The sequence below is a fragment of the Streptomyces sp. NPDC002701 genome (assembly GCF_042889045.1).
GTDB lineage: Bacteria > Actinomycetota > Actinomycetes > Streptomycetales > Streptomycetaceae > Streptomyces.
In genome coordinates this window covers 75,329-101,080 of record NZ_JBIAQL010000006.1, presented here as the reverse complement: position 1 = coordinate 101,080, position 25,752 = coordinate 75,329, and the positions used below count along the sequence as shown (strand labels likewise).

Sequence of the window (25,752 nt, the reverse complement as noted above, 5' to 3'; positions counted from 1 at the left end):
GTCCTCACCGTTCGTCGTGGTCGCTGTCGCCGCGTGCGGCGTCTTCGAGTTCGAGTTCGCTGAGCACCTGTTCCTCCACCAGCTCCGCCAGGGCCGCGACCGTGCGGTGGACCAGCACGTCGCGGGGCGTGAGGGCCACGCCGAAGGCGTCGTTGGCCCGTGAGCTGATGAGCAGGGCGCGCAGGGAGTCGCCGCCGAGGTCGAAGTAGTCGTCCTCGGCGCCGACGGGCGTGTCCAGGGCCTCCTCCCAGAGGGCGGCCAGGACCTCCTCGGTGGGGGTGCGGGGAGCGACGTGTTCCGTCGTCCGTGGCCCTTGCGGTGCCGGCGCGGGCAGGGCGGCCCGGTCGGTCTTGCCGTTCTCGGTGAGCGGGAAGCGCTCCAGCACCACGTACGCCGTGGGCACCATGGGGCCGGGCAGGGTGGCGGCGGCCAGCGCCCGCAGGTCGGCGGCGGTGGGTGCTTCGGCGCCGGGTGCGCCGAGCAGGTGGGCGACCAGGCGCGGCAGGCCCGGTTCGTCCTCCCGTACGCTCACCACGGCGTCCAGCACGGCCGGGTGGCGCACGAGCACCGCCTCGACCTCGCCCGCCTCGATGCGGTGGCCGCGCAGCTTGAGCTGGTGGTCGGTGCGGCCCAGGTAGTGCAGTTCACCGCGGGCGTCGCGCCGTACGAGGTCCCCGGTGCGGTACATGCGGGTGCCGGGCGGCCCGAACGGGTCGGCGGTGAACCGGGTCGCGGTCAGACCGGGCCGGCCCAGGTAGCCGCGGGCCAGTGCCGGTCCGCTGAGCCACAGTTCGCCCGCCACGCCGTCGGGGACCGGCCGCCGCCGGGCGTCCAGGACGTAGGCCCCGGTGGCGGGCAGTGGGCGGCCGATGGGCGGGGCGGTGCCGTCCGGCTCCAGGGGGTCCGACCAGGTGGCGACGACGGTGGCCTCGGTCGGCCCGTAGGAGTTGACCAGGCGGTGGTGCGGGGCCCAGCGGGCGACGAGGTCGGCGCCGCACGCGTCGGCGCCCACGGTCAGGGTCTTCAGGTCTGGCAGGGTGCCGGGGGTGTCCGGCGGCAGGGTGGCCAGCGCGGCCGGGGGCAGCAGGGTGTGGGTGATCCGCTCGGTGCGCAGCACGTCGGCCAGTTCGGCGCCGAGCAGCGGGCCGGGGCGCGGGACGACCAGGGAGGCGCCCCGCGGAAGGGACATGCACAGCTCCAGGACCGAGGCGTCGAAGCTGGGTGTGGCGAACGCCAGCACCCGGTCGCCCGGCGCCACCTGGTAGTGCGCGGCCTCGGCGGCTGCGAAGCCCGCCAGGCCCCGGTGGGTGACCACCACACCCTTGGGGGTGCCGGTGGAGCCGGAGGTGTAGATGACGTAGGCCGGGTCGTCCAGGTCCAGCGGACGGTGGCGGTCGGCGTCGGTGGGCCGGTGCCCGGGTGTGCCGTCCGGTCCGTCGTGTCCGTCGTACCCGTCCTGTCCGCCCGCGAGCAGGGCGGCGGTCTGGGCGGCGTCGAGGGTGACGGCGGGCGCCGCGTCCCGCAGCATGAACGCGACCCGCTCGGGCGGGTAGTCGGGGTCCACCGGCAGGAAGGCGGCGCCGGTCTTGGTGACCGCCAGCTGGGCGAGGACCATGTCCGCCGAGCGGGGCAGGACCAGGGCGACGAGGGTGCCGGGGCCCGCGCCGCGGGCGATGAGCCGGTGCGCCAGGCGGTTGGCCCGTGCCTCCGTCTCGGCGAAGGACAGGGACAGGCCGGGCGCGCTCAGTGCCGTGGCCGTCGGACGGCCGTCCACCGCCGCCTCGATCAGGGCGGGCAGGGTGGCCGGGGTGACGGGTGCGAGCTCCGGGCGGGCGGGGCCGCGCAGCAGCCGCGCCCGGTCCCCCGGCGGCACGATGTCGATCGCGTCCAGCCGGTCGGCGTCCGCGGCGGCGGCCAGTTCGCCCAGCGTGTGCAGGAGTTGGTCGGCCAGGGAGCGCGCGGTGGCCGCGTCGAAGTGGTGGGGGTCGTAGCCGAGTTCGACGCCGAGCCGCTCGCCGGGCGAGATGACCACGGTGAGCGGGTAGTTGGTGGCCTCCCGGGCGTCGAGGTCGGTCACCTGGACGCCGTGGGCGCCTGCCGTGGCGTCGCCGACCGGGTAGTTCTCGAAGACCAGGAGACTGTCGAACAGCGGTGTCCCGGCGGGCAGGCCGCTCCATGCCTGGAGGTCGGTCAGGGGTACGTGGTCGAAGCGGCGGTCCTCGGCGCGTGCGGCCTGGGTCTCCCGCAGCCAGGTGTCGCAGGCGGCGGCGCCGTCCACGGCGACCCGGGCGGGCAGGGTGGTGATGAACAGGCCGGTGATGGTGTCGGCGCCGGGCAGGTCGGCGGGCCGCCCGGAGACGGTGGTGCCGAAGCACACCTCCCGTTCGCCGCTCCACCGCGACAGCAGCAGTGCCCAGGCGCCCTGCGCCACGGTGTTGAGGGTCAGGCGGTTACGACGGGCGAAGTCCTCGAGGCGTTTGGTCTCCTCCGTTCCCAGCCACTGGGACAGCCAGGTGTCGGAGCGGGCCGTGGAACTCTGGGCGGGCCTGCGGTCGTAGGGCAGCGGTGTCGGGGCGGGCAGGTCCGCGAGGACGCTCCGCCAGTGCTCCTCGGCCGGCGCGGTGTCCCGGTCGGCGAGCCAGGCGGCGTAGTCGGCGAACGGGCGGCGGTCCGGCAGCCGGGGTTCCTCGTCCCGGACGAGCGCCGCGTGCGCGGCCATGACGTCGGCAAGGACGTGGAAGACGCTCCAGCCGTCCAGCAGGATGTGGTGGAAGGTCCACACGGCCCGCACCTGGTCCGGACCGAGCCGGATCAGGGCGAGGCGCAGCAGCGGAGCGCGGTCCAGGGCCAGGCCGCGGGCCTTGTCCTCGGCGAGAGTCCGCTCCAGTGCCGTGTCGCGCTCGGCCGGGGTCAGGGCGGTCCAGTCGTGCTCGGTGACCGGCAGCACGGCGGTGCGGTGGACGGCCTGGAGCGGGACGGGCACGCCGCTCAGCACCACGGCGGTGCGCAGGACGGGCGTGTGGTCGACCACGTGCTGCCAGGCGGCGGCGAGCAGGCGCGGGTCGCGCGCTCCGTCCACGACGAACGTGATCTGCTCGACGTACAGGCCCTGTCCGGTCTCGTCGAGTCCGTGCACGACCATGCCGGTCTGGGTGGGGGTGAGCGGGTAGAGGTCCACGACGTCGCGGCCGGTGCCCACCAGCCGGTCCACGGCCGCCTGGTCGAGCGGGACGAGCGGGAAGTCCGACGGGGTGCGCCCGCCGGCGCCGGGTTCGGCGCAGTGCCGCACGAGCTGCCGCAGTTCGTCGGCGAGCTCGGCGGCCAGTGCGGCCACCGTGTCGCGCCGGTACACCTCGCGCGAGTACGACCAGCTGAACTCCAGGCGTTCGCCGACGACTTGGCCGAGGACGTCGAGGAGGTGCGGCCGGTCCGCGGCACGGTCGATGCCGCCGGCCAGTGCGGCGTACGGAGTGTGCAGCAGGCCGCCCACCGTGGTGTTGCGGTCCTGCCGGCCCAGGTAGTTGAAGCCGACCTGGGGCAGTTCCGGCAGGCCGAGCCGGTCTCCTTCGGGGTGCAGGTGGCGCAGGGCGCCGTACCCGAGGCCGCCCCCCGGCACGCCCCGCAGGCTCTCCTTGACGGATTTCAGGGCCGCCGCGGTGCCCGCGTCCCTGGGGACGTCGAGGGCGACGGGGAACATGGTGGTGAACCAGCCGACGGTGCGGGCCAGGTCGACGTCGTCGAACAGTTCCTCGCGGCCGTGGCCCTCCAGCGTCACCGTGACGCGGTCCTGCCCGGTCCAGCGGGCCAGGACCCGGCCCAGGGCGTACAGCAGGACGTCGTTGACGCGGGTGCGGTAGACGTCCGGTACGTCCTGAAGCAGTCGCCGGGTCTCGTCGGCGTCCAGGCCCACCGTCACCGTCTCCTCGCAGGCGGCGGTGTCGGCTCCGTCGAGGTCGACGGGCAGGGGTGCGGTGTCGGTGGACAGGGCCTGCCAGTGGGCGAGTTCGTCGTCGAAACCGCCGGACGCGGTGTGGTCGGCCAGCCGCTGGGCCCACGCGCGGAAGGAGGTGGTCTTCGGTCCGAGGTCGGCCCGCCCGCCGGCGCGCAGCGCCTGGTACGCGGTGTCGAGGTCGTCCAGGATCACGCGCCAGGACACCGCGTCCACGGCCAGGTGGTGGGCGGCGAGGAGCAGGACCGGCCGCCGGCCTGTGCCGGTCCGGCACAGGGCGGCCCGGAGGAGGGGGCCTTCGGCGAGGTCGAACACGGCGGACAGGCGGTCGGTGAGGGCGCGTATCGCCGCGTCACAGGCGCCGGACGGCTCAGCCGTTGTCGGAGCCGAGGCGCCGGAGGGCTCTCGCGTCCCCGCGCCGGTGCCGCCGGAGACGTCGTGCACCTCCAGGTGTGGTTCCTCCCCCGGCGCCGTGCCGTGCTGCCGCCACCGTCCGTCGCCGAGCGGCTCGAAGCGCAGGCGCAGGGCGTCGTGGTGGTCCAGGACGGCGGCGAGGGCGGCCCGCAGCAGGGTCTCGTCGGTGTCGGCGGCCAGGTGGAAGGAGACCGCCTGGGTGAGCCGCGCGGGGTCGCCGGTGAGGGTGTCGAACAGCCAGTGCTGGACGGGTGTCAGCGGCACCTCCCCGACGACCGGGCCCTGCTCCGCCACGGTCCGCGGGGCCGTGGGCGCCTCGGCCGCGGCGGCCAGTTCCGCCACGGTCTGGTGGCGGAACAGGTGTCGGGGTGTCAGGGCCAGACCCGCCCGGCGGGCGGCGGAGACGATCTGGATGCCGAGGACCGAGTCGCCGCCGAGCGCGAAGTAGTTGTCGCGCGCGCCCACTTCGGGCACGCCCAGTACCTCGGACCAGATCGCGGCGAGGGTCCGTTCGGCCTCGGTGCGCGGCGGACTGTCACCGGTCCCGCGGGGCGCCGACCACACGGGGTCGGGCAGCGCGCGCCGGTCCAGCTTGCCGGTGGCCCCGAGCGGCAGCCGTTCCAGCGGTACGACGAGCGCGGGGACCAGGTGGTCGGGGAGCGTGCGTGCGAGGAAGGCGCGCAGGTCGGCGGGCTCGGGCAGTTCGGCGGCGTCGGGGACGGCGTATCCGACCAGGCGTTTGTGGCCGTCGTGCTCGACCACGCGGGCGGCCGCCGCGGACACGGCGGGGTGCCGGGTCAGCGCGGCCTCGACCTCGCCGAGTTCGATGCGGAAGCCGCGGACCTTCACCTGGTCGTCCGAGCGGCCGAGGTACACCAGGTCGCCGTCGACGGTCCACCGTACGAGGTCCCCGGTGCGGTACATGCGGGCGCCGGGCGGGCCGAACGGGTCGGCGGGGAAGCGGGACGCGGTCAGACCCGGCCGGTGCAGGTAGCCGCGGGCGACACCGGTCCCGGCGAGGTACAGCTCGCCCGGCACACCCGCGGGCACCGGGCGCAGCCGGGTGTCCAGGACGTAGGCGCGGGCTCCGCCGACGGGCCTGCCGATGGGCGGGAGGCGGTCGGGTTCGGCCGGGTCGCAGGTGAAGGCGGTGGCGTAGACGGTGGCCTCGGTGGGGCCGTAGATGTTCATCACCCGGCAGCCGGGGACCGCCGAGCGCACCTGGCGCACGGTCCGCGCGGGCAGTGCCTCACCGGCGAGGACCACGGTGTCGGCGCTGACGCGGACGGTGTCCTCCGCGAGCAGCCGGCCCAGCGCGGAGGGCACCGCGCTGAGCAGTCCCGCCCGCCACGGCTCCGTGCGCTCGGCGAGGGTCAGCAGGTCATGGACGATCTCGACGCGGCCGCCCGCCAGCAGCGGAGAGAAGATCTCGAACACGGACACGTCGAAGTTGAGCGAGGTGGAGGCCACCACGTGCGCCAGACCCCGTCCGCCGAACTCGGCGGCGGCCCAGTCGGTCAGCGCGAGGACCGACGACTGGGCGACGACGACCCCCTTGGGCCGGCCGGTCGAGCCGGAGGTGTGGATGACGTAGGCGGGGTGGTCCGGCAGCAGCCTTCCGTGGCGTTCGTCGTCGGCGATGCCGGCGGCGGACGAGGCGGCCAGGCGCGCGGCGTAGGCGGGGTCGTCGAGGGCGATCCGGGTGAACGGACCCGCCGGCAGCCGGGCGCCGGTCTCCCCGCAGGTGACGACCGCCTCGGGCCGTACGTCGTCGAAGAGGAACGCGATGCGCTCGGCCGGGTACCCGGGGTCGACGGGCAGGTAGGCGGCGCCGCTCTTGAGGACCGCCAGCAGTGCCACGACCAGGTCGGGGGTGCGGGGCAGGGCGAGCGCGACGAACCGTTCGGGCCCGGCCCCCGCGTCGATGAGCAGCCGGGCCAGCCGGTTGGCGCGCTCGTCGAGTTGCCGGTAGGTGAGCTGTTCCCGGCCCTCGCCGCCGAGCACGGCCGGGGCGTCCGGGGTGCGCGCCACCTGGGAGCCGAACGCCTCGGGCAGTGTCCGGTACGGGGCCCGGGTCACCGGGCCGCCGAAGCGGTCGAGGAGCCGGCGGCCCTCCTGGCCGGACACCAGCGGCAGGTCGGCCAGGTCGCGGTCCGGGTCGGTGGCCATCTCGGTCAGCAGCGTGCGCAGGCTCGCGCCGATGCCGTCGACGGTGGCGGCGTCGAAGGCGGCGGGGTCGTAGTCGAGGGTGACCGTCAGGGTGTCGCCGGGTGCGACCACCACGCTGAGCGGGTAGTTCGTCGGCTCCACGTCGCGTTCTTGTTCCATGGCCAGGCCGTGCCGGGCCAGGGCGTCCGCGTCGAACGGGTAGTTCTCGAAGACCACGATGCTGTCGAACAGGGTGGTGCCGCCCGGTACCTCGCTCCAGGTCTGGAGCTGGGCGAGGGAGACGAAGTCGTGCCGCCGGGACTCCGACTGGGCGGCCTGGAGTTCGCCCAGCCAGTCGAGGAGCCGGCGGTCTCCGTCGATCCGCGCCCGGGTGGGCAGGGTGTTGATGAACAGGCCGACCATGGAGGTCACGCCGGGCAGGTCGGCGGGCCGGCCGGAGACGGTGGTGCCGAACACGACGTCGTCCCCGCCGCCGTAGCGGGACAGCAGCAGCGCCCAGGCGCCCTGGAGCACGGTGTTGACGGTCAGGCCCGCCTCCTGCGCGGTCCGCCGCAGCCGCGCGGACACCTCGTGGTCGAGTGTCACCCGCACGGATCCGGAGGACGAGGTGCGGTGCGCCTCGGCGGGGCGCCGGTCGCGCGGCAGTTCGGTGGCGGCGGGGAATCCGGCCAGCGCCTCGCGCCAGAAGTTCTCCGCCCGCTCGGTGTCCTGCCCGGTGAGCCAGTGCAGGAAGTCGCCGTAGGGGGCGCGGTCGGGAACCCGCGGGGGGCGCCCGGCGGTGAACGCCGCGTACCGTTCGCACACCTCGTCGAAGACCTGGGCCGCGCTCCACCCGTCGAGCAGCAGGTGGTGGAACGTCCACAGCATCCGCACCCGTTCGGGCGAGAGCCGGATCAGGGCCAGGCGCATCAGCGGGGCCGTCTCCAGGTCGATGCCGGCCTGCCGGTCCCCGTCGACCAGCCGGGCGAGTTCCGTCTCGCGGTGCTCGTCGGACCATCCGGACCAGTCGTGGTGGGTGACGGGCACGGTCGCCCGCCGCAGCACGGCCTGGAGCGGTTCGGCGGTCTCCTGCCACACCTGGCGGGTGCGCAGCATCGGGTTGGCGTCCACCGTCCGCTGCCACGCCTCGGCCAGGGCCCGCGGATCGGTGACGCCCGACAGCACCAGCTGCACCTGGTTGACGTAGGTGCGGCTGTCGGGGTCCATCAGGCTGTGGAACAGCATGCCCCCCTGCATGGGCGTCAGCGGGTACAGGTCCTCGACCGACCGGCCGTCGCCCACGACCCGGTCCACGGCCGCCTGGTCGATCCGGACCAGCGGGAAGTCCGACGGCGTACGGCCTCCCGCCCGCGGATCGGCACAGTGCGCGACGACGTCCTCCAGCGCCCGGAGCAGGCCGGTCGCGAGGCCGGCGACGGTCTCCTCGCGGTGCAGGTGCCGGCTGTAGTGCCAGCTGATCTCCAGCTCGCCGTCCTCGACGCGGGCGACCACGTCGAGCACGTGCGGGCGCACCTGCTCGGGCGCTTCGGCGCCGTCGAGACCGCCCGGTACGGAGCGCACCAGGGCGCCGCCGTGGGCCGACCAGTCGAAGCGGCCCAGGTAGTTGAAACTGACCCCCGGCATCGGCGCGCCGGCGAGCCGCCCGTCGCGTGCCAGGTGACGCAGCGCGCCGTGGCCGAGGCCCCGCTCCGGCACCGACCGCAGCTGCTCCTTCACGGACTTCAGGGCCGTGCCCCAGTCCCCGTCCGGGAGGTCGAGGGCGACCGGGAACAGCGTGGTGAACCAGCCGACCGTGCGGGACAGGTCGATGTCGTCGAACAGCTGGTCCTCGCGGCCGTGGCCCTCCAGGCCGACCGTGACGGTCCGCCGTCCGGTCCAGCCGGCGAGCACCCGGCCGAGGGCGGTCAGCAGGACGTCGTCGACGCGGGTGCGGTAGGTGCCGGGCACCTTGCGCAGCAGGTCGTCGGTGTGGCGCCGGTCCAGGCGTACGGTCACCGCGGCCACGTCGGCCATGGTGTTGGTGCCGCCGCCGTCCACCGGCAGGGGCGCGGCGCAGTGCCGGGCCACCGTCTCCCAGTGCTCGCGCTGCGCGGCGAAACCGCCCGCCGCGGTGTGCGCGTGCAGCCGCCGCGCCCACTCCTGGACGGAGGTCGTCCGCTCCGGCAGGCGTACGGGTTCTCCGGCGCGGGCCTGCCCGTAGGCGGTCTCCAGGTCCTCCAGCAGGACGCGCCAGGAGACGCCGTCGACGACCAGGTGGTGCACGACCAGGAGCAGCCGGGCGCCGGTGGTGCCAGTGATCCCCGTGGTGCTCGTGATGCCCGTGGTACTCCTGGTGCCGGTGAACAGGCGGGCCGTCAGCGGCGGCCCCTCCGCCAGGCGGAAGGCGGCGTGCGCCTCGGCGGTCATGCGGGTCTCGGTCTCCTCGGCCGCGCTCTGCGCCAGTCCGCCCAGGTCGCAGACCTCCAGCAGGTCCGGGGTCCCCTCGTCGGCTCCGGGGCACTCCTGGCGCCAGGAGCCGTCGGCGGACCGGACGAAACGGCAGCGCAGGGCGTCATGGTGCGCGTACACGGCTGTCAGGGCGCGGCGCAGGGCCGCCGGGTCGACGTCTTCGGGGGTCTCGACGACGACTGACTGGTTGAAGAACTCCGGCCGCCGCGGCCCGGGATCGAGGAACCAGTGCTGGATCGGGGTCAGCGGGACCTCGCCGCTCACCGGCCCGGTCCCGGCGACGGGTACGGCCGTCCCGGTGGCCGCGGCGGCGGCCAGCGCGGCGACCGTCGGATGCCGGAACAGGTCCCGCGGGGTGAGCGCGAGCCCGGCGGCACGGGCCCGGGAGACGACCTGGATGCTGAGGATCGAGTCGCCGCCCAGCATGAAGAAGTTGGCGTCGGCGCCGACCCGTTCCACTCCGAGCAGTTCCGCCCAGATCCCGGCGAGGACGCGTTCGGTCTCGGTACGCGGCGCGCGGTACGCGGCGTCGCCGGCCGCCGTCCAGTCGGGTGCGGGCAGCCGGCGCCGGTCCACCTTGCCGTTGGCCGTCAGGGGCAACTCGTCCAGGGTGACGAAGGCGGCGGGCACCATGTAGTCGGGCAGCTCGGCGACGACGTGCACGCGCAGTTCGCCCGCGGAGGGCACGGCGGCGGAGGGCGCGGGCACGAGGTGGGCGGCCAGCCGCTTGCGTCCGGTGTGTTCGTAGACCGAGACGACCGCCTCGGCCACGGCCGGGTGGGCGGTGAGCCGGGCCTCTATCTCGGTGGGCTCGACGCGGAATCCCCGGATCTTGACCTGGTCGTCCGCGCGTCCCACGAAGTGCAGTTCGCCGTCGGCGCTCCATCGCACGATGTCGCCGGTGCGGTACATCCGCCCGCCGGGCGGGCCGAACGGGTCGGGCAGGTAGCGGGCGGCGGTCGCGCCGGGCCGTCCCGCGTAGCCACGGGCCAGTCCGGCACCCGCGACGTACAACTCCCCAGGCACACCAGGCGGTTGAGGCTGCAGGACGTCGTCCAGCACATACACGCGGGTGTTGTCGAGGGGACGCCCGATGGGCAGCACCGGCGGCAGCGGGTCGCCGGCGCGGAAGACCCGCCGGGTGGCGAAGGTGGTGGTCTCGGTCGGTCCGTAGCCGTCGACCACGGTGAGGCCGGGGCAGGCGTCGAGCACACGGCCGACCACGGCGCCCGGTACGGCCTCGCCGCCGGTCCACACCTCACGGGCACCGCGCAGGCAGGTGGGGTCCTCCTGGGCGAGCAGCCGGAACAGGCCAGCGGTCAGCCACAGGCACCGCACCCCCTGCCCGGTGATCGCTCGGCGGACGACGGCGGCGTCCACCTCGGCCGCCGGGGCCAGCACGGCCGTCCCGCCGCGCAGCAGCGGCACCCACACCTCGTAGGTGGCGGCGTCGAAGGCGTGCGGGGAGTGCACGAGGACCCGGTCGTGGCCGGCGAAGGAGCCGTCGAGGGCGAGCGCGGCGACGTCCCGCTGGCGCACCGCGACCCCCTTGGGGGTGCCGGTGGAGCCGGACGTGAACATCAGGTACTGGACGTTGTCGGGGTGGATCTCCTGACGGCGCGCCACATCGCCGTCCTGGGAACGGGTGGTCCCGCCGTCCCGGGAATCCCGGGTGCGGGTGGCCTCCGCGTCCGTGCCGGGAAGGCCGGCCGTCAGGAGGTCGGCCACGCGCAGGACGGTGCCGTCGGGCAGCACCTCCTCCGCCGTGCCCCCGAAGCCGGCAGCGGCGTCGGATTCGGTGTCGACGCCGGATACGGCGTCGGCTTCGGCTTCGGCGTCGGTCAGCAGGAGCCGCGCGCCCGCCTCGGTGAGCATCCGCCGCAGCCGCTCGTGCGGTGCCCTGCCGTCCAGCGGGACGTACACGCCGCCGGTGCGGACCAGGGCGAGCTGGACGACCACGAGATCGGCCGAACGATGCATCAGGACGCCCACCGGGACCTCGGGCGCCACGCCCAGCGCGCCGAGCCGGCCCGCCATCAGGGCCGCCCTGGCGTCGAGTTCCCGGTAGGTGAGCCGCTCCGTGTCCGTCTCCAGCGCCACGGCGTCCGGCGTACGCCGCACCTGCGCGGCGAACAGCTCCGCCACGGTCGACTCGGGTGCGTCCGTGGCCGTGTCGTTCCACTCCTCGACCACCTGACGGCGGCGAGCGGCCGTCACCAACGGCAGTCGGGCGGGCGGATCTTGGGGAGTCTCGGCCATGCCCGCCAGCAGGACGGTGAGGTACTCGACCATGCGCTCCACGGTGTCCGCGTCGAACAACCGTGGGTCGTAGCCGAGCCGCAGCCCCAGTTCGGTGCCCGGGTAGGCCACCAGACTCAGCGGGTAGTTGGTGGTCTCGATGCCGTCCAGGCCCTTCAGCCGCAGTCCGTGCGCGGCGGCCAGGCCGTCGTCGACCGGGTAGTTCTCGAAGACCACGATGCTGTCGAACAGGGCGACCCGCTCGGGGAGTTCGGTGAACCCCTTCATCCGGGTCAGCGGCATGTGGTCGAAGCGGCGGTCCTCGCTCTGCTCCTGCTGCAGGTCGCGCAGCCAGTCGAGCAGGGTCCCGTCGTGCGGCACCGTCACCCGTGTGGGCAGGGTGGTGATGAACAGGCCGGTCATGCTGTCGGCGCCCGGCAGCTCGGGCGGCCGCCCGGACACGGTCGTGCCGAACACGACGTCGGACCGGCGGGCCTGCCGGCTCAGCAGCAGCGCCCAGGCACCCTGCACGAGCGTGTTGAGGGTCAGCCCGGCCGTCCTGGCCAGCTCCTCCAGCGCCCGGGTGGTGGCCGCGTCCACGGCGGTGCGGACCGCCGCCGTGGACTCCGCGCGGTGGCTCTCGCGCGGCTCCCGGTCGTACGGCAGCGCGGTGGCCTCGGCCAGGTCCGCCAGGCGGCGGTGCCAGTGCTGGCCGGCCTCCGCCCCGTCGCGGTCGCGCTCGTGCAGCCAGGCCACGTAGTCCCGGAAGGGCCGCCGGTCGGGCAGCGGCTCCCGTCCGGCCGTGGCATGTCCGGCGAAGACGTCGGACAGCACCTGGAACAGGCTCCAGCCGTCCAGGACCAGGTGGTGGAACGACCACACCACGCGTACGCCGCCGTCGGAGACCCTGGCGAGCACCAGCCGTTGCAGCGGGGCCCGGTCCAGGTCGATGCCCTGTTCGCGGTCCCGGTCCAGCAGGTCGCGCAGCCGGTGCTCGCGTTCCTCCTCGCCCAGGTCGCGCCAGTCCAGGTGGGTCACGGGCAGGGTCGCGTGACGGCGTACCACCAGGAGCGGCTCGGGCACGTCCTGCCAGACGACGTGGCCGCGCAGCACGGGCGTGTGGTCCGTGACGCGCTGCCAGGCCGCCGCCAGCGCGGCCGGGTCGGGGACGCCGTCCAGGTCGAAGGTCAGCTGCTGGAAGTAGACGCCCCGGTCGTCCTGGGAGAGTCCGTGGAAGAGCATGCCGGCCTGGGTGGGGGTGAGCGGGTGGATGTCCTCCACCGCGCCCGGGTCGTCCCCCGCGATCCGGTCCACGGCCGCCTGGTCGAGCCGGGCCAGCGGGAAGTCGGAGGGGGTGCGCCCGGCGCTGCCGGGCCGGCCGGCGTGCCGCGCGATGGCGGCCAGCGCGTCGGCGAAGTGTGCGGCCAGGTCGGCGACGGTGCTTCTCGTGTGCAGGTCCGCGGAGTAGAACCAGGTGAACTCCAGCGCGTCGCCGTCCAGTCGGCCCACGACCTCCAGCGGGTGCGGGCGCACGGCTGCGGGGTCGGCGTCCAGTTCGAGCGGGCGGAACTGGCCCGCGTACAGGCCGCCGGTGGTGTCCGGGAGTCCGAACCTGCCCAGGTAGTTGAAGCTGACCTGCGCCCGCGGTGCCTCGGGCAGGGTCCGCGGGACGGCGAGGTGGCGCAGGACGTCGTGTCCGACGCCGTGCCGGGGCACCGCCCGCAGCTGCTCCTTGACCTGCTTGAGGACGGCGTCCCAGTCGGCGTCGGCCTCCGGCGGGACGGCGAGGGCGACGGGGTGACGGGTGGTGAACCAGCCGACGGTACGGCTGGCGTCCGTGTCCGCGAACAGTTCCTCGCGGCCGTGCCCTTCCACGTCCACCAGGACCCGCTCGTGCCCGGTCCATGAGCACAGCACCCGGCCGAGCGCGCTCAGCAGCACGTCGTTGACCTGGGTGCGGTAGGTGTCCGGCAGGGTGCGCAGCAGGGCGGAGGTGTCCTCGGGCGTGAGGCGCACGGTCACCGAGCGCGCGGAGGCGTAGGTGTCGGCGCCCGCACCGTCCCGGTCCCGGTCGCCCTCGGCTTCGGCGTCGGTGGGCAGGTCCGCCCGGGCGCCGGCGACGGCCTCCGTCCAGTACGCGACCTCGTCGTCGAAGCCGCCGCCGGCCGCGTGCGCGGACAGCCGCCCGGCCCAGTGCCTCAGCGGTGAGGACTTCGGGGGCAGCGCCGCCTGCCCGTCCCGGCCTTCCCGGCGGGCGCGGTAGGCACGGTCGAGGTCCTCCAGGAGGACGCGCCAGGACACGCCGTCGACGACCAGGTGGTGCACGGCCAGGTGCAGCACCGCGGACCGGCCCGGTCCGCGGTCGTGCAGCACGGCGCGCAGCAGGGGGCCGTGGCGCAGGTCGAACGGGCTGTGATGCGGTGTGTCGGTGTCCGGGCCCGCGTGGCGGGCCAGGCGTACCCGCGGTGCCCGGTCCTCGATGCGCCAGGCGGCAGGGACGGCGGGGACCTCTCCGGGAGGCTGCTCGGGAGTCCGTTCGGTACGGAAGCACGAGCGCAGCGCGTCGTGGTGGGCGACGAGGTCGTTGAGGGCGTCCTCCAGCGCCGTCGGGTCCAGGTCGTCGGCGACGTGGAACGACAGGGTCTGGGCGAAGCGGCCGGCGCGTTCGGCGGCACTGTCGAACAGCCAGCGCTGGATGGGCGTCAACGGCGCGTCGCCGGTGGCGGGAACCCGGGCCGGGGCGGCGGGCGTACGGTCGCCGGCCGCGTCGGCGCAGCGGGCGAGGGCGGCGATCGTCTGGTGGCGGTAGACGTCCCGGGAGGTCAGGGTGAGGCCCGCCTGCCGGGCCTGGGCCACGACCTGGATGCTGAGGATGGAGTCGCCGCCCAGCATGAAGAAGTTGTCGTCCACGCCGATGCGGTCCACGCGCAGGATGTCCGCCCAGATGCCGGCGAGGACGCGCTCGGTCGGCGTACGCGGCGCCACGTGGTGCGACGTGCTGCGGGCGGGCCCCGGGTCCGGGAGGCGGTCCCGGTCCAGCTTGCCGTTCGGGTTGAGGGGCAGGTCGGCGAGGACCATGACGGCCGCCGGCACCATGTAGTCGGGCAGGGTACGGCCGAGGGTCCGGCGTATCTCCTCGGGCTCGACGCGCGCGTCCGGGGCGGCGACGACGTAGCCGACCAGTCGCCGGTGGCCCTCGCTCTCCCGGACGGTGGCCGCCGCCTCCGTCACCCCGTCGAGGCCGCGCAGCGCCTCCTCCACCTCGCCCAGTTCGATGCGGAAGCCGCGCACCTTGACCTGCTGGTCGGTGCGGCCCAGGTACTCCAGTTCGCCGTCGGTGGTCCACCGCACCAGGTCCCCGGTGCGGTACATGCGGTCCCCCGGCGCGCCGAAGGGGTCGGCGACGAACCGCGAGGCGGTCAGCCCCGGGCGTCCCAGGTAGCCGCGTGCCAGTCCGTCGCCGCCGAGGTGCAGCTCCCCCGTCACGCCGGGCGGCTGGGGACGCAGCAGGCGGTCCAGGACGTAGGCCCGGGTGCGGGCCACGGGCCTGCCGATGGGCGGGGCCTGGTCCGGTGCCGCGCCGCCGGCGAACCACGCGGTGGCGTAGACCGTGGCCTCGGTGGGGCCGTAGATGTTGGCGACGTCGGCGTCCGGCATGGCTCGCCGCAGGTCGTGCACGGTCTGCGCGGGAAGCGCCTCACCGGCCAGGACGACGGTGTCCGCCTCGACGGGCGCGCCGCCGTCGGCGAGCATCCGGGAGACCACGGACGGCACACCGCTGACCAGTCCGGCCCGCCGGGGTTCCGTGGTGTCGGCGAGGGCTGGAAGGTCGGCGACGACCTCGATGCAGCCGCCGACGAGCAGGGGGCAGAGCATCTCGAAGACCGACACGTCGAAGTTGAGCGAGGTGGAGGCCACCACGTGGGACATCCGCCCGGGGCCGAACCGCTCCCCCGCCCACGCCGCGAGCGCCGTGACGCTGCGGTGGGCGACCATGACGCCCTTGGGACGTCCGGTCGAGCCCGAGGTGTAGATGACGTACGCGGGATGCTCCGGGTCGAGGGGCCGCACCCGGTCGGCGTCGGTCAGGTCGGTGTCGGTGTCGGTGAAGCCGGTGTCGGATCCGGTATCGGTACCGGGACCGGTGGCGTCGCTGCCGACCGCGGTCCTCCGCGGGAGGCAGTCCTCCAGGAGCAGCGGAGCGCAGTCCGCGGGCAGCGCCGCGGCGGTCTCGTGGGTGGCGACGACGAGGGCGGGAGCGGCGTCGGCGATCATGAAGCGGATGCGCTCGGCCGGGTAGCCGGGGTCCACCGGCAGGTATCCCGCGCCCGCCTTGAGCACGGCCCACAGCACCGCCAAGAGGTCCGCCGTCCGCGGCAGGCACAGCGCCACCAGCGTCTCGGGCCCGGCGCCGCGGGCGGCCAGCAGCCGGGCGAGCCGGTTGGCGCGCCGGTTGACCTCGGCGTAGTCCAGGCGATCGGGTCCGCAGACCACGGCGGTCCGGTCGGGCGTCCGCGCCACCTGTGCCTCGAACAGCGCGGGCAGGGTGCGGACCGCCGCGTGTCCGGTGTCCGCGGGGCGCGGGTTCCATGACTGGAGCAGGGTGCGCAGTTCGTCCGCCGACAGCAGCGGGAGCTCGCCCACCGTGCGGTGCGGCCCGTCGGCCATGCCTTCCAGCAGCCGGTGCAGATGGCGGCTCATCCGTGCGACGGTCTCCGCCTCGAAGAGGTCGGTGTTGTACTCGACCGTGAGTTCGCAGCCGCCGTCGGCCCGCGGTACGAACTCGAGGACCAGGTCGAACCGGGCGGCCGGACGGGGCAGCGGGTGGGGCTCGATGCGCACGGGGCCGGCCTGCGGCGGGTCGCTCAGGGCGGTCTGCTGCACCACGAGCACCTGCACCAGCGGGGTGCGGCTCGGGTCCCGGGTCGGCGCCAGTTCCTCCACCACCCGGTCGAAGGGCACCGCTTCGTGGGCGAAGGCGTCCAGCACCGTGGCCCGCATGCTCTCCACGAACCGGTCGACGGTCACGGCGTCGTCCACCTCGCCGCGCAGCACGACGGTGTTGGCGAAGAACCCGGTCACGTCCTCCAGTTCGCGGCGTCCGCGCCCGGTGGTCACGGTGCCGAAGGCGATGTCCCGCTGCCCGGAGTACCGGGAGAAGAGCACCGCCGCCGCCCCGGCGAACAGGGTGAAGACGGTCGTACCGCGTCCTGCGGCCAGGTGCCGCAGCCGCGTGACCAGCTCGGCCGGAAGGTGCTGCCGGTGCGCGGCGCCCGCCGTGGTGCGCACCGCGGGCCGGGGACGGTCGGTGGGCAGTTCCAGTGGCGGCATGCCCGCCAGGTGCCGTTTCCAGTAGGCGAGGTCGTCCGCGTCGCCGTGCGGGCCGTCGCCGGCGCGCTGTCGCCGTTCCCACACGGCGAAGTCCGGGTACTGCACGCCGGGTGCGGGCAGTCCGTCCGCCGTGCCGGACACCTCGGACCGGTACAGTGCCGCCAGGTCACGGGTCAGGATGCCCACGGACCAGCCGTCGGTGACGATGTGGTGCTGGGCCAGCAGCAGCACCTGGTCCTCGTCGCCGCGGCGGACGAGCAGGGCCCGGGTGAGCGGACCGGCCGCCAGGTCGAAGGGACGGCCCAGTTCCCCGGTGAGCAGTCGTTCGACGGCCTCGTCCCGCTGGTCGGCGGGCAGGTGGGTCACGTCGGTGGTGCGCAACGGGAGCTCGGCCCGTGGATGCACGCGTTGCGTCCCCTGGCCGTCGTACGTGGCGAAGGTCGTGCGCAGGGAGTCGTGACGGGCCGCCAGGCGGTCCAGGGCACGGCGCAGCGCCCCGACGTCCAGTGTGCCGCGCAGCCGCAGTGCCAGGCCGGTGTTGTACTCGGTGCCGCCGGCGGTGAGGTCGTCCAGGAACCACAGGCGTCGCTGGGCGCTGGAGAGCGGGAGCGGCCGGTCACGCGGGACGGCCGGGATCGGGTCCAGGGGTGCCGCAGAGGCCGGTGCACCGAGCAGCCGGGCCAGTGCGGCGACGGTACGCGCGGTGAACACGTCCCGGATCGTCAGGCGGGCGCCGAGTTCCTCGCGGATCCGGGCCAGTACGCGGGCGGCGAGGATGGAGTCGCCGCCGAGGTCGAAGAAGTCGTCCTCGGCGCCCACTGCCTCGCTCCCGAGGACGTCCGCCCAGACGTCGGCGAGCATCCGCTCCCGAGGGGTGCGCGGCGCCACGTGTCCCGGGGCGGCCGTGCGGACGGGCGCGGGCAGGGCACGCCGGTCGATCTTGTGCTGCGGGGTGAGCGGCAGGGCCTCCAGGACGACGACGGCGGACGGCACCATGTGTGACGGCAGGGCCGCGGCCACGGCCGCCCTCAGCTCGGGCGGCTCGGGGACGTGTCGCGGGTCGGCGGGGGTGACGTAGCCGACGAGCCGCCGCCGGCCGGGCTCGTCCTCGCGCACCACGACGACGGCGTCCCGCACGGCGCTGTGGCGCCGCAGTGCCGCCTCGATCTCGCCGGGCTCGATACGGAAGCCCCGCACCTTGACCTGGCGGTCGGCCCGGCCCAGGTAGTGCAGTTCGCCGTCGGTGTCCCGGCGTCCCCGGTCTCCGGTGCGGTAGAGCCGGGCACCGGGCGGCCCGAAGGGGCTGGCGACGAAGCGCTGGGCGGTGAGGCCGGGCCGGCCGAGGTATCCGCGGGCCACTCCCTCACCGCCGATGTACAGTTCGCCGTCGCATCCCGGCGGCACCGGCCGCAGGGCCGCGTCCAGCACGTGCACCTCGGTGCCGGCGAGGGGCCTGCCGATGCCCGGTGTGCCGCTGCCGGCGGACAGCGGTCCGGTCCAGGAGGCCACGATGGTCGTCTCGGTGGGCCCGTAGGAGTTGATCATCCGGCGGCCGGGCGCCCAGCGGTCGACGAGTGCCGCCGGGCACGCCTCGGCTCCCACGATCAGCGTGCGCAGCCGGTCCGGTTCGACGCGGGCCGGGTCGGTCAGGGTGGCCAGGGCGGCCGGCGGGATCAGGGCGTGGGTGATGTGGTGCTCGTTGACCACGGAGACGAGTTCGTCGCCCAGCCAGGGACCGTCGGGCGGTACGACGAGGGTGGCGCCGGACAGCACGGAGATGAACAGTTCCAGCACGGAGGCGTCGAAGCTGGGCGAGGAGAACTGCAGCACCCGGTCGCCGGGGCCCACGGCGTACCGTCCGGCGGCGCCCGCGGTGAAGTCGGCGATGCCGCGGTGGGTGACGGTCACTCCCTTGGGCGTGCCCGTCGAGCCCGAGGTGTAGATGACGTACGCGGCGTGGTCGGCGCCCACCCGGGGGCCCGGACCAGGGACCGGCCCGCCGGACTCCATGGCGGCGCGCAGGGCGGCCGGATCGTCCAGGACGACGGCCGGTGCCGCGTCGGCGAGCATCAACGCGCGCCGCTCGGCGGGGTATTGGGGGTCCACCGGCAGGAAGGCGGCCCCTGCGCGCGCGACGGCCAGTTCGGCGGCGATCAGCTCCAGTGAGCGCGGCAGGACCAGCGCCACCGTCCGCTCGGGCCCGGCCCCGCGGCGTACGAGATCGGCGGCCAGGCGGCCGGTTCGCTGTTCCAGTTCCCGGTAGGACCACGTCCGCCGGCCGTCGGTCACCGCCGGCGCGTCCGGCGTTCGGCTCGCCCACGCCTCGAACAGTTCGCCGAGCGGCAGGTGCGGCACCGCGGCGCCCGCACCGCCTCCGGGGGTGACGTCGTTCGCCCGTGGGGACGGGTATGCCGGGGCCGGTTCGTTGTGCAGGTCCGTCATGGAGGGTCCTTCGCAGGCGGTGACGATGCGGGTGCGCGGGCGCGGGAGCCGCCCCGGGCGCACCGGGGCCGCACGGGGCGGCGGTGCGGCGGGAAGGGTGCGGCGGGGCGGCTCGGGGTCAGACGGTGCCGACGCGGCGGGCCGTACGGCCGGAGATCTGCACGCGATCGACGGTTCCGTCGACGGGATCGCGGTGGAAGCGCCCGCCCGGTTCCCGGCGGCCGGTGGCCGGGTCGACCAGGTCACAGGTCAGGTCCGGGTAGCAGATCAGGGGCAGCGGAAGGTCACCGTCGATGGACAGCGCGGGCAGACCGTCGGCGTCGAGGCCGATCCGGTACTCGCTCGTTCCGTTGCGGTAGAGCCCCGCGCACGCGGGGAAGGCGACGGGCCCGCCCCGGTCGAGACGCGCCGGAGCGGTCGGCACCCGCATCCCGGTGAGGCCGGTGAGGTGGTCGGCCAGGTCGTGCCACAGGGCGGTGGCGCCGCCGGCGTTTCCGGTGAAGGCGACCACGACTCCGCTGCGGGGTTCCGCGCGCAGATGGCAGGAGGTGCCCTGGGCGTTGCCGTCGTGGCCGCACCACCAGCGGTCGTCCTGCTGGTGGAGGGAGACTCCGAGTCCCCAGGCGTCCGCCAGGGGCGCTGCTTCGGCTCCCTCTCCGGGGCGTCGCATGAGCGCCGCGGTGGCGGACGGGACGACGGCGGACCGGCCTGTCAGGGTCCTGCCCAGGGCGATCAGGTCGGACGCACTGGCCAGGAGGGCGCCGGCCGGGGCCTCGACGGGCGCCAGGTTCTGGTGGGCCGGCCGCATGGCCCCCGTCGCCGCGTTGAGGGCGTGTCCGGTGGCGGTCGGGCGGGCGGGGCGGCTCTCGCCGAGGAAGGCGGGCGTGCTGCCCAGCGGATCCAGGAGGAGTACGCGGACGGCTTCCTGCCATGTCATGCCGGTCACGGCCTCGATCAGGCGTCCTGCCGCCACGTAGCCGGCGTTGGAGTAGGAGAAGTCCGTCCCGGGCGCGAACAGCGCGTCCTCGGCGGTGCAGACCGCCGACAGATAGCGGGAGGCCGTCATGGCCGCCGCGGTGTCCGAGTCCGGGCCGGTGGGCAGACCGGCCGTGTGGCACAGGAGGTGACGTATCGTCACCTTCGGCAGGTCCGCGAACTCCGGCAGGACGTCGGCGACGGCCTCGTCCAGGTCGAGGTCCTCGTCGTCGATCAGGATCATGACAGTGGCGGCCGTGTACGTCTTGGTGATGCTGCCCAGCGGTACGGCCGTGTCGGCGGTGAACGCGGTGCCCCGGACGGCGTCGGCCGTGCCGGTGTGCACGCTCACGACCTCCGTCCCGGTGTCGACGGCGAGCTGCGCACCGGGCACGCGGTGGGTTCGCGCCAGGGTGTCGAGGGTGTCCTGCAACGAACGGCGTAAGAGGGACGGTCGCGGGACGGCTACTGAAGCGGCGGTGTGGTACGGCATGTGAAGGGGACTCCCATATGCGTTCTGTGAGCGGGACGCGGGGGGCCGGTCGGGGATGAGCGGTACGGCCCGACGCGTCGGTGCGGGTGAAGCGTCCTTGCGGGCTACGGCCTGGCGACCTCGACCGGCAGGTGGCGTACGCCGACGATGACGGCCGGGTTCTGGAAGGTGACCTCGTCGTAGTCGGGGACACGCAGACCGGAGAAACGTTCAAGCAGCATCCGGAGCGCGATGCGCGCCTCCAGCCGGGCGAGCGGGGCGCCGAAACAGAAGTGGATGCCGTGACCGAAGGTCAGGTGGGGATTCGGGGTGCGCGTCGGATCGAAGACGTCCGGGTCGTCGAAGCGGGCGGGATCGCGGTTCGCGGCGGCCAGGTGGGCCACGATCATCGCGCCGGCCGGGATGTCCTGCCCGCCGATCACCACGGGTCGCGTGGTGCGTCGGCCGAGTTCCGCGAAGGGCGGCAGCAGGCGCAGTACCTCTTCGATCGCGTCCGGCAGCAGCCCGGGGTCGGCGCGCAGCGTGGCGAATGCGCCGGGGTGCCGGTCGAACGTGACGACGGCGTTGCCGAGCAGCGCCGTGGTGGTGATGTGGCCGGCGACGAGCAGCAGGGCGACGAACCCGACGATCTCCTGGTCCTCCAGACGGACCCCGTCCACCTCGGCGGCCAGCAGTTTGCTGGTCAGATCATTTCCGGGGTTCTTCCGGCACCGCCGGATATGGTCCAGGACGTAGCCGTTCATCTCGCGCACGGTCGGGGCGATGGCATTCAGGGCGCGTTCCAGATCTTCCCTGGTGGGTGCGTCGCCGAGTTCGTCACCACCGAAGAGGGTGGCCGCCCACTCCTGGAATAGCCTGTGGTCGCTCGCCGGTATGCCGAGCAGTTCGGCGATGACGATGATGGGCAGCGGGTAGGCGAGCGTGTCGACGAGATCGAACCGGTCGCGGTCGGCGACGCCGTCCAGCAACCGGGCGCACACGTTTTCGATGCGTGGTTGTAATCCGTTCACCACGCGGGGCGTGAATGCCTGACTGACGAGAGTTCGGAGTTTTCGGTGCTCCGGCGGATCCATACCGACGAAATTGCCTTGCACGAAGACCTCGAAGTCCTCCTGCGTCGGCGCGATGGACGAGAAGTCCGAGGAGTACGTCGCCGGGTCCGCCAGAATCGCGGACACCGACGCGTGGTCGACCACCTGCCACGCGCCCTGCCGTTCGTCGTGGTGCACGGGTCTCAATGCGCGTAGAGACTGCCAACGATCGCTCAGCGCGTCGAAGGGTAAGTGGTCCTGTTTCGAGGGGTTGCCGGTCACCTGTTCTCCTTCGTGCGGCTCGCGGGGACGGCGAAACCACAAGCGGGATGGCTGACGTCGGGCTCCTGGTCCGGACGGGGATCCGGGTCGTGACCTGGTGCGTTCCTGACGGACGGGCGGCTTGCGCGGTGACGGGGCGGCTCGGTCGGGGTCACCTGCCACCGGTCACCTGCGCCGGCCGGTACGGGCACGGGCCGTGCGCCGTCGGGTCCTGTCGTCCGCGTCACCAGGTGTGCCGTGGTCCTTTTCGGCTCCACGTCGGTCCTCGGACGACCGGTGGTACTCGTCGTGTGCACCAAGCTGACATCAGTCATCTCCAGTGGACGAACCGCGCAGCCGTTGCGCGGTGACTTCCCCCTCGTTTTTTCGTCAGACTTTTGAGGGTCGGACATCTCAATTGGCCGGACGGGTCGCGCATACCCGCCGGATGGGGCGGGCCGTACCCGGGACGCGTTCCTTCGGCCCGGTCGAACCGGCGACAGTCTTCATGGTGGGCCAACCGGGGGGCAACCCCCTGAAGGTGAATGGAGGGTATGCCGACAAGCCATTTCGCATTGTTTTCGTGCAGGCTGAATCGAACACATCGACGATGACCCTGGCTTGCTTCACCGCCCCCACGCGTGCCCCGGGGACAGTTGGCTAAACAGGCACTTGCGTAGAACCTCGAATTCCTCTTGAGCACCCACCGGTGCCAACTCCCCTCACCTGCGCAGAGATTGTTCGCGGCCGTACCGCGATCCACGGAAAAAAGACCGGAACATCTCATTCAGGGACGGCTCGAACGCGACGAGAAGTTCGCCGCGGTGCCCGGTGACCGGCTGTCCGCACACTCGGCCGACCGCCCGTTCCGGCGCCGACTTCGGCCGGATCCCGCCGGGAGCACGTGGGGCGCACTTCTCCAGCGCGTGCGCGGGCATGCACTCCGAGGAGCGCACCCGGGGGAGGAGGACGACGTGCCGGCCCGCTGCGGCGGCCCGACCGGCAGCGGACCTCGCACGCGGCGCGACGGAAGCTGCCCGGTTCAGGCCCGGTCGGCCGTCCCCGCTCCGAGCACGGCGACGAGCTGCCGTTTGAGCACCTTCCCGCTCGGCCCCAGGGGCAGGGCCGACGCGAACTCCACGTGGCGCGGGTACTTGTAGGAGGCGATGTGCCGACGGCTCCAGGCGATGATGTCCCGCGCGAGGGACGCGTCCGTCGTGGCGCCGGAGCGGGGGACGATCACCGCGTACACCTCCTGGCCGTAGCGGTCGTCCGGCACACCGATCACCGCGGCCTGGGCGACGGCCGGGTGGCGGGACAGGACCTCCTCGACCTCGCGCGGGTACACGTTGTACCCACCGCGCACGATCATGTCCTTCTTGCGGTCGACGATCGTCAGGCAGCCCTCGGCGTCCTTCACCCCGAGGTCGCCCGAGCGGAACCAGCCGTCCACCAGCGCGGCCGCGGTGGCCGCGGGATCGTCGAGGTAGCCGGCCATGACGTTGTGGCCGCGGATCACGATCTCGCCCACCTCGCCCGGCGCGAGCAGCACGATCTCGTGCTCGGTGTCGGCCCGGGCTATCTCCGCCTGCACTCCTCTGATCGGTCTGCCCACGGTGCCCGGCCGCCGGGGCCAGGCGTGCTGGTTGTAGGCGACGCAGGGGGAGGTCTCGGTCAGGCCGTAGCCCTCGTGGACGGGGCACCCGAAGGCCGTCTCGAAGTCCTGGAGCACCCGGACCGGCAGCGCGGAGCCCCCGGAGTACGCCCGGGCGAGCGGCGGACGGCGGGGGTCCCGTGCCGCGGCCTCCAGCAGGGTGACGTACATCGTCGGCACGCCCATGAGGACCGTGCAGTCCTCACGCACCATCAGGTCGAGCGCCCCGTCCGGTGTGAAGCGGGACATCAGGACGAGGGTCGCGCCGACGCGGAAGCACGTCCCCATGCCGCAGATCTGGCCGAAGGTGTGGAACAGGGGCAGGCAGCCCAGGAGGACGTCGTCGGTGCGCATGGCGAAGGGCGAGAGCACCGTCGTGTCGATGTTCAGGAGCACGTTGAGGTGGCTGAGCATGACGCCCTTGGGGCGGCCCGTGGTGCCCGAGGTGTAGAGGATCAGCGCGATGTCGTCGGGCGCGCGGGGCACCGGACCCTCGACCGGCGTGGCGCGGGCCGCGAGTGCGTCCAGTGCCGGCCGGTGTCCGTCGTCGTCCGCGTCCACCGTCAGCAGCGGCACCCGAGCCTGTTCCGCCGCCGGCTCCCCTTCCCCGAGGAGTGCCCCCGCGCACAGCACGGCCCGCGCCCCCGAGTGCCGGAGGATGTACGTGATCTCCTCCGCCTTCAGGAGCGCGTTCACCGGGACGACGGTCGCGCCCAGCGCGAGGACACCGAAGTACGCCGTCGGGAAGGCCGGGGTGTTGGGCAGCAGCAGGGCCACCCGGTCGCCGGGGCCGACGCCCCGGTCGCGCAGCGCCGCCGCGTACCGGCGCGCGGCCAGCCAGAGGTCTCGATAGGAGATGCGCCGGGGGCCGGCCACCAGCGCCGTGCGGTCGGGGCAGCGCGTCGCGGGATCCGCGAGGACATCCGCCAGCGTGAGCGTGGCGTGGCCACTCATAGGCGCGGTCCGCGCATTCCGGCACGGCCGGAAAAGGTCTTGTGAAAGCGCGGCAGGAAGATTCCACATTCGGTCATCGATACTCCGCTTTCGTGCTGAACGCGCACTGTGCAGGGACCGCAGCGCATCCTACGATGAGGCGCTCCGGAAGGAAAGCGACAGAGAGCGAGTGTGAGACATGTCCGAGTACATGGAATTCTTCGCACACCTTGCGCAGGAGACGTCCGAGCGGAAAAGGGAGTTTCTGGAGCTCGGCCGTATCGCGGGCCGCTTCCCGGCTGCCGATACGGCACATCATGGCGAGATATCGGTCTGGTGCAGCAACGATTACTTAGGTATGGGCCAGCACCCGGACGTTCTGGCGGCGATGAAGCGCGCCGTCGACGAATGCGGTGCCGGCTCCGGCGGTTCACGCAACATAGGCGGGACGAACCGCTACCACGTGGCATTGGAGGCGGAACTCGCCGCGCTGCACGGAAAGGCGGACGCGGTGCTGTTCACCTCCGGGTACGCCGCCAACGAGGGGGCGCTCTCCGTGCTCGCCGGACGCATCGACAACTGCGCGGTGTTCTCCGACCAGTTGAACCACGCGTCCATCATCGACGGTTTGCGGCACAGCGGCGCCGAGAAGTTCATCTACCGGCACAACGACTGCGCGCATCTCGAGGAACTGCTGTCCGGCGCGGATCCGCAGCGGCCCAAACTCATCGTCACGGAGTCCGTGCACTCGATGCGCGGCGACATCGCGCCACTCGCGGAGATCGCCGACATCGCCAAGCGGTACGGGGCGGTGACATTCCTTGACGAGGTGCACGCCGTCGGTATGTACGGGCCCGAGGGCGCCGGCATCGCGGCGCGCGAGGGCCTCGCCCCCGCGTTCACCGTCGTCATGGGGACACTGGCGAAGGGCTTCGGGATGACCGGCGGCTATGTCGCCGGGCCCACCGTGCTGATGGACGCGGTCCGGGCCTTCGCCCGCTCCTTCATCTTCACCACGGCACTGCCGCCCGCGGTGGCGGCCGGTGCCCTCGCCGCCGTACGGCACCTGCGCGGCTCCCAGCGGGAACGGGAGCGGCTCACGGCCAACGCCGAACTCCTGCACGGGCTGTTGCGGGACAGGGGCATCCCGTTCCTGTCCGACCAGACCCACATCGTGTCGGTCCTCGTCGGCGAGGACCGCCTCTGCAAGGCGATGTCGGCGCAGCTGCTGGAGCGGCACGGGGTCTATGTGCAGGCCGTCAACGCGCCGAGCGTGCCCATGGGCGAGGAGATCCTGCGGGTGGCGCCCTCCGCCGTGCACGAGGCCGCCGACGTCCGCCGGTTCGTCGAGGCCCTGGACGGTATCTGGACGGAGTCCGGCGCGCCGCGCGGCTGAGTCACGCCGCCCCTCCCC

General features: G+C 73.8%; 5 protein-coding genes. 1 reads left to right on the top strand and 4 read right to left on the bottom strand.

What is annotated here, in order from left to right; translation table 11 throughout:
* Positions 1–4: 4 nt before the first annotated feature.
* From ACFYXC_RS19035 to ACFYXC_RS19020, 4 genes are all read right to left on the bottom strand, one after another.
* The gene (locus tag ACFYXC_RS19035) at positions 5–18,991 is read right to left on the bottom strand and encodes a non-ribosomal peptide synthase/polyketide synthase (protein WP_389553002.1); all 18,987 of its coding nucleotides are present in this window, start codon (positions 18,989–18,991) and stop codon (positions 5–7) included.
* A 118-nt stretch (positions 18,992–19,109) separates the two neighbouring features.
* Positions 19,110–20,459, bottom strand: coding sequence for a serine hydrolase domain-containing protein (locus ACFYXC_RS19030; RefSeq protein ID WP_389552999.1), 1,350 nt, complete (start codon positions 20,457–20,459; stop codon positions 19,110–19,112).
* Positions 20,460–20,563: 104 nt separating this feature from the next.
* Positions 20,564–21,772, bottom strand: coding sequence for a cytochrome P450 (locus tag ACFYXC_RS19025; RefSeq protein WP_389552996.1), 1,209 nt, complete (start codon positions 21,770–21,772; stop codon positions 20,564–20,566).
* Positions 21,773–22,793: 1,021 nt separating this feature from the next.
* The gene (locus tag ACFYXC_RS19020) at positions 22,794–24,359 is read right to left on the bottom strand and encodes a long-chain fatty acid--CoA ligase (protein WP_389552993.1); all 1,566 of its coding nucleotides are present in this window, start codon (positions 24,357–24,359) and stop codon (positions 22,794–22,796) included.
* 178 nt (positions 24,360–24,537) lie between these two features.
* On the opposite strand from ACFYXC_RS19020, the gene hemA reads away from it, so the two are divergent.
* Positions 24,538–25,734: a 5-aminolevulinate synthase gene (gene hemA / locus ACFYXC_RS19015; protein ID WP_389552990.1), complete on the top strand. Its 1,197-nt coding sequence runs from the start codon at positions 24,538–24,540 to the stop codon at positions 25,732–25,734.
* Positions 25,735–25,752: the final 18 nt, after the last annotated feature.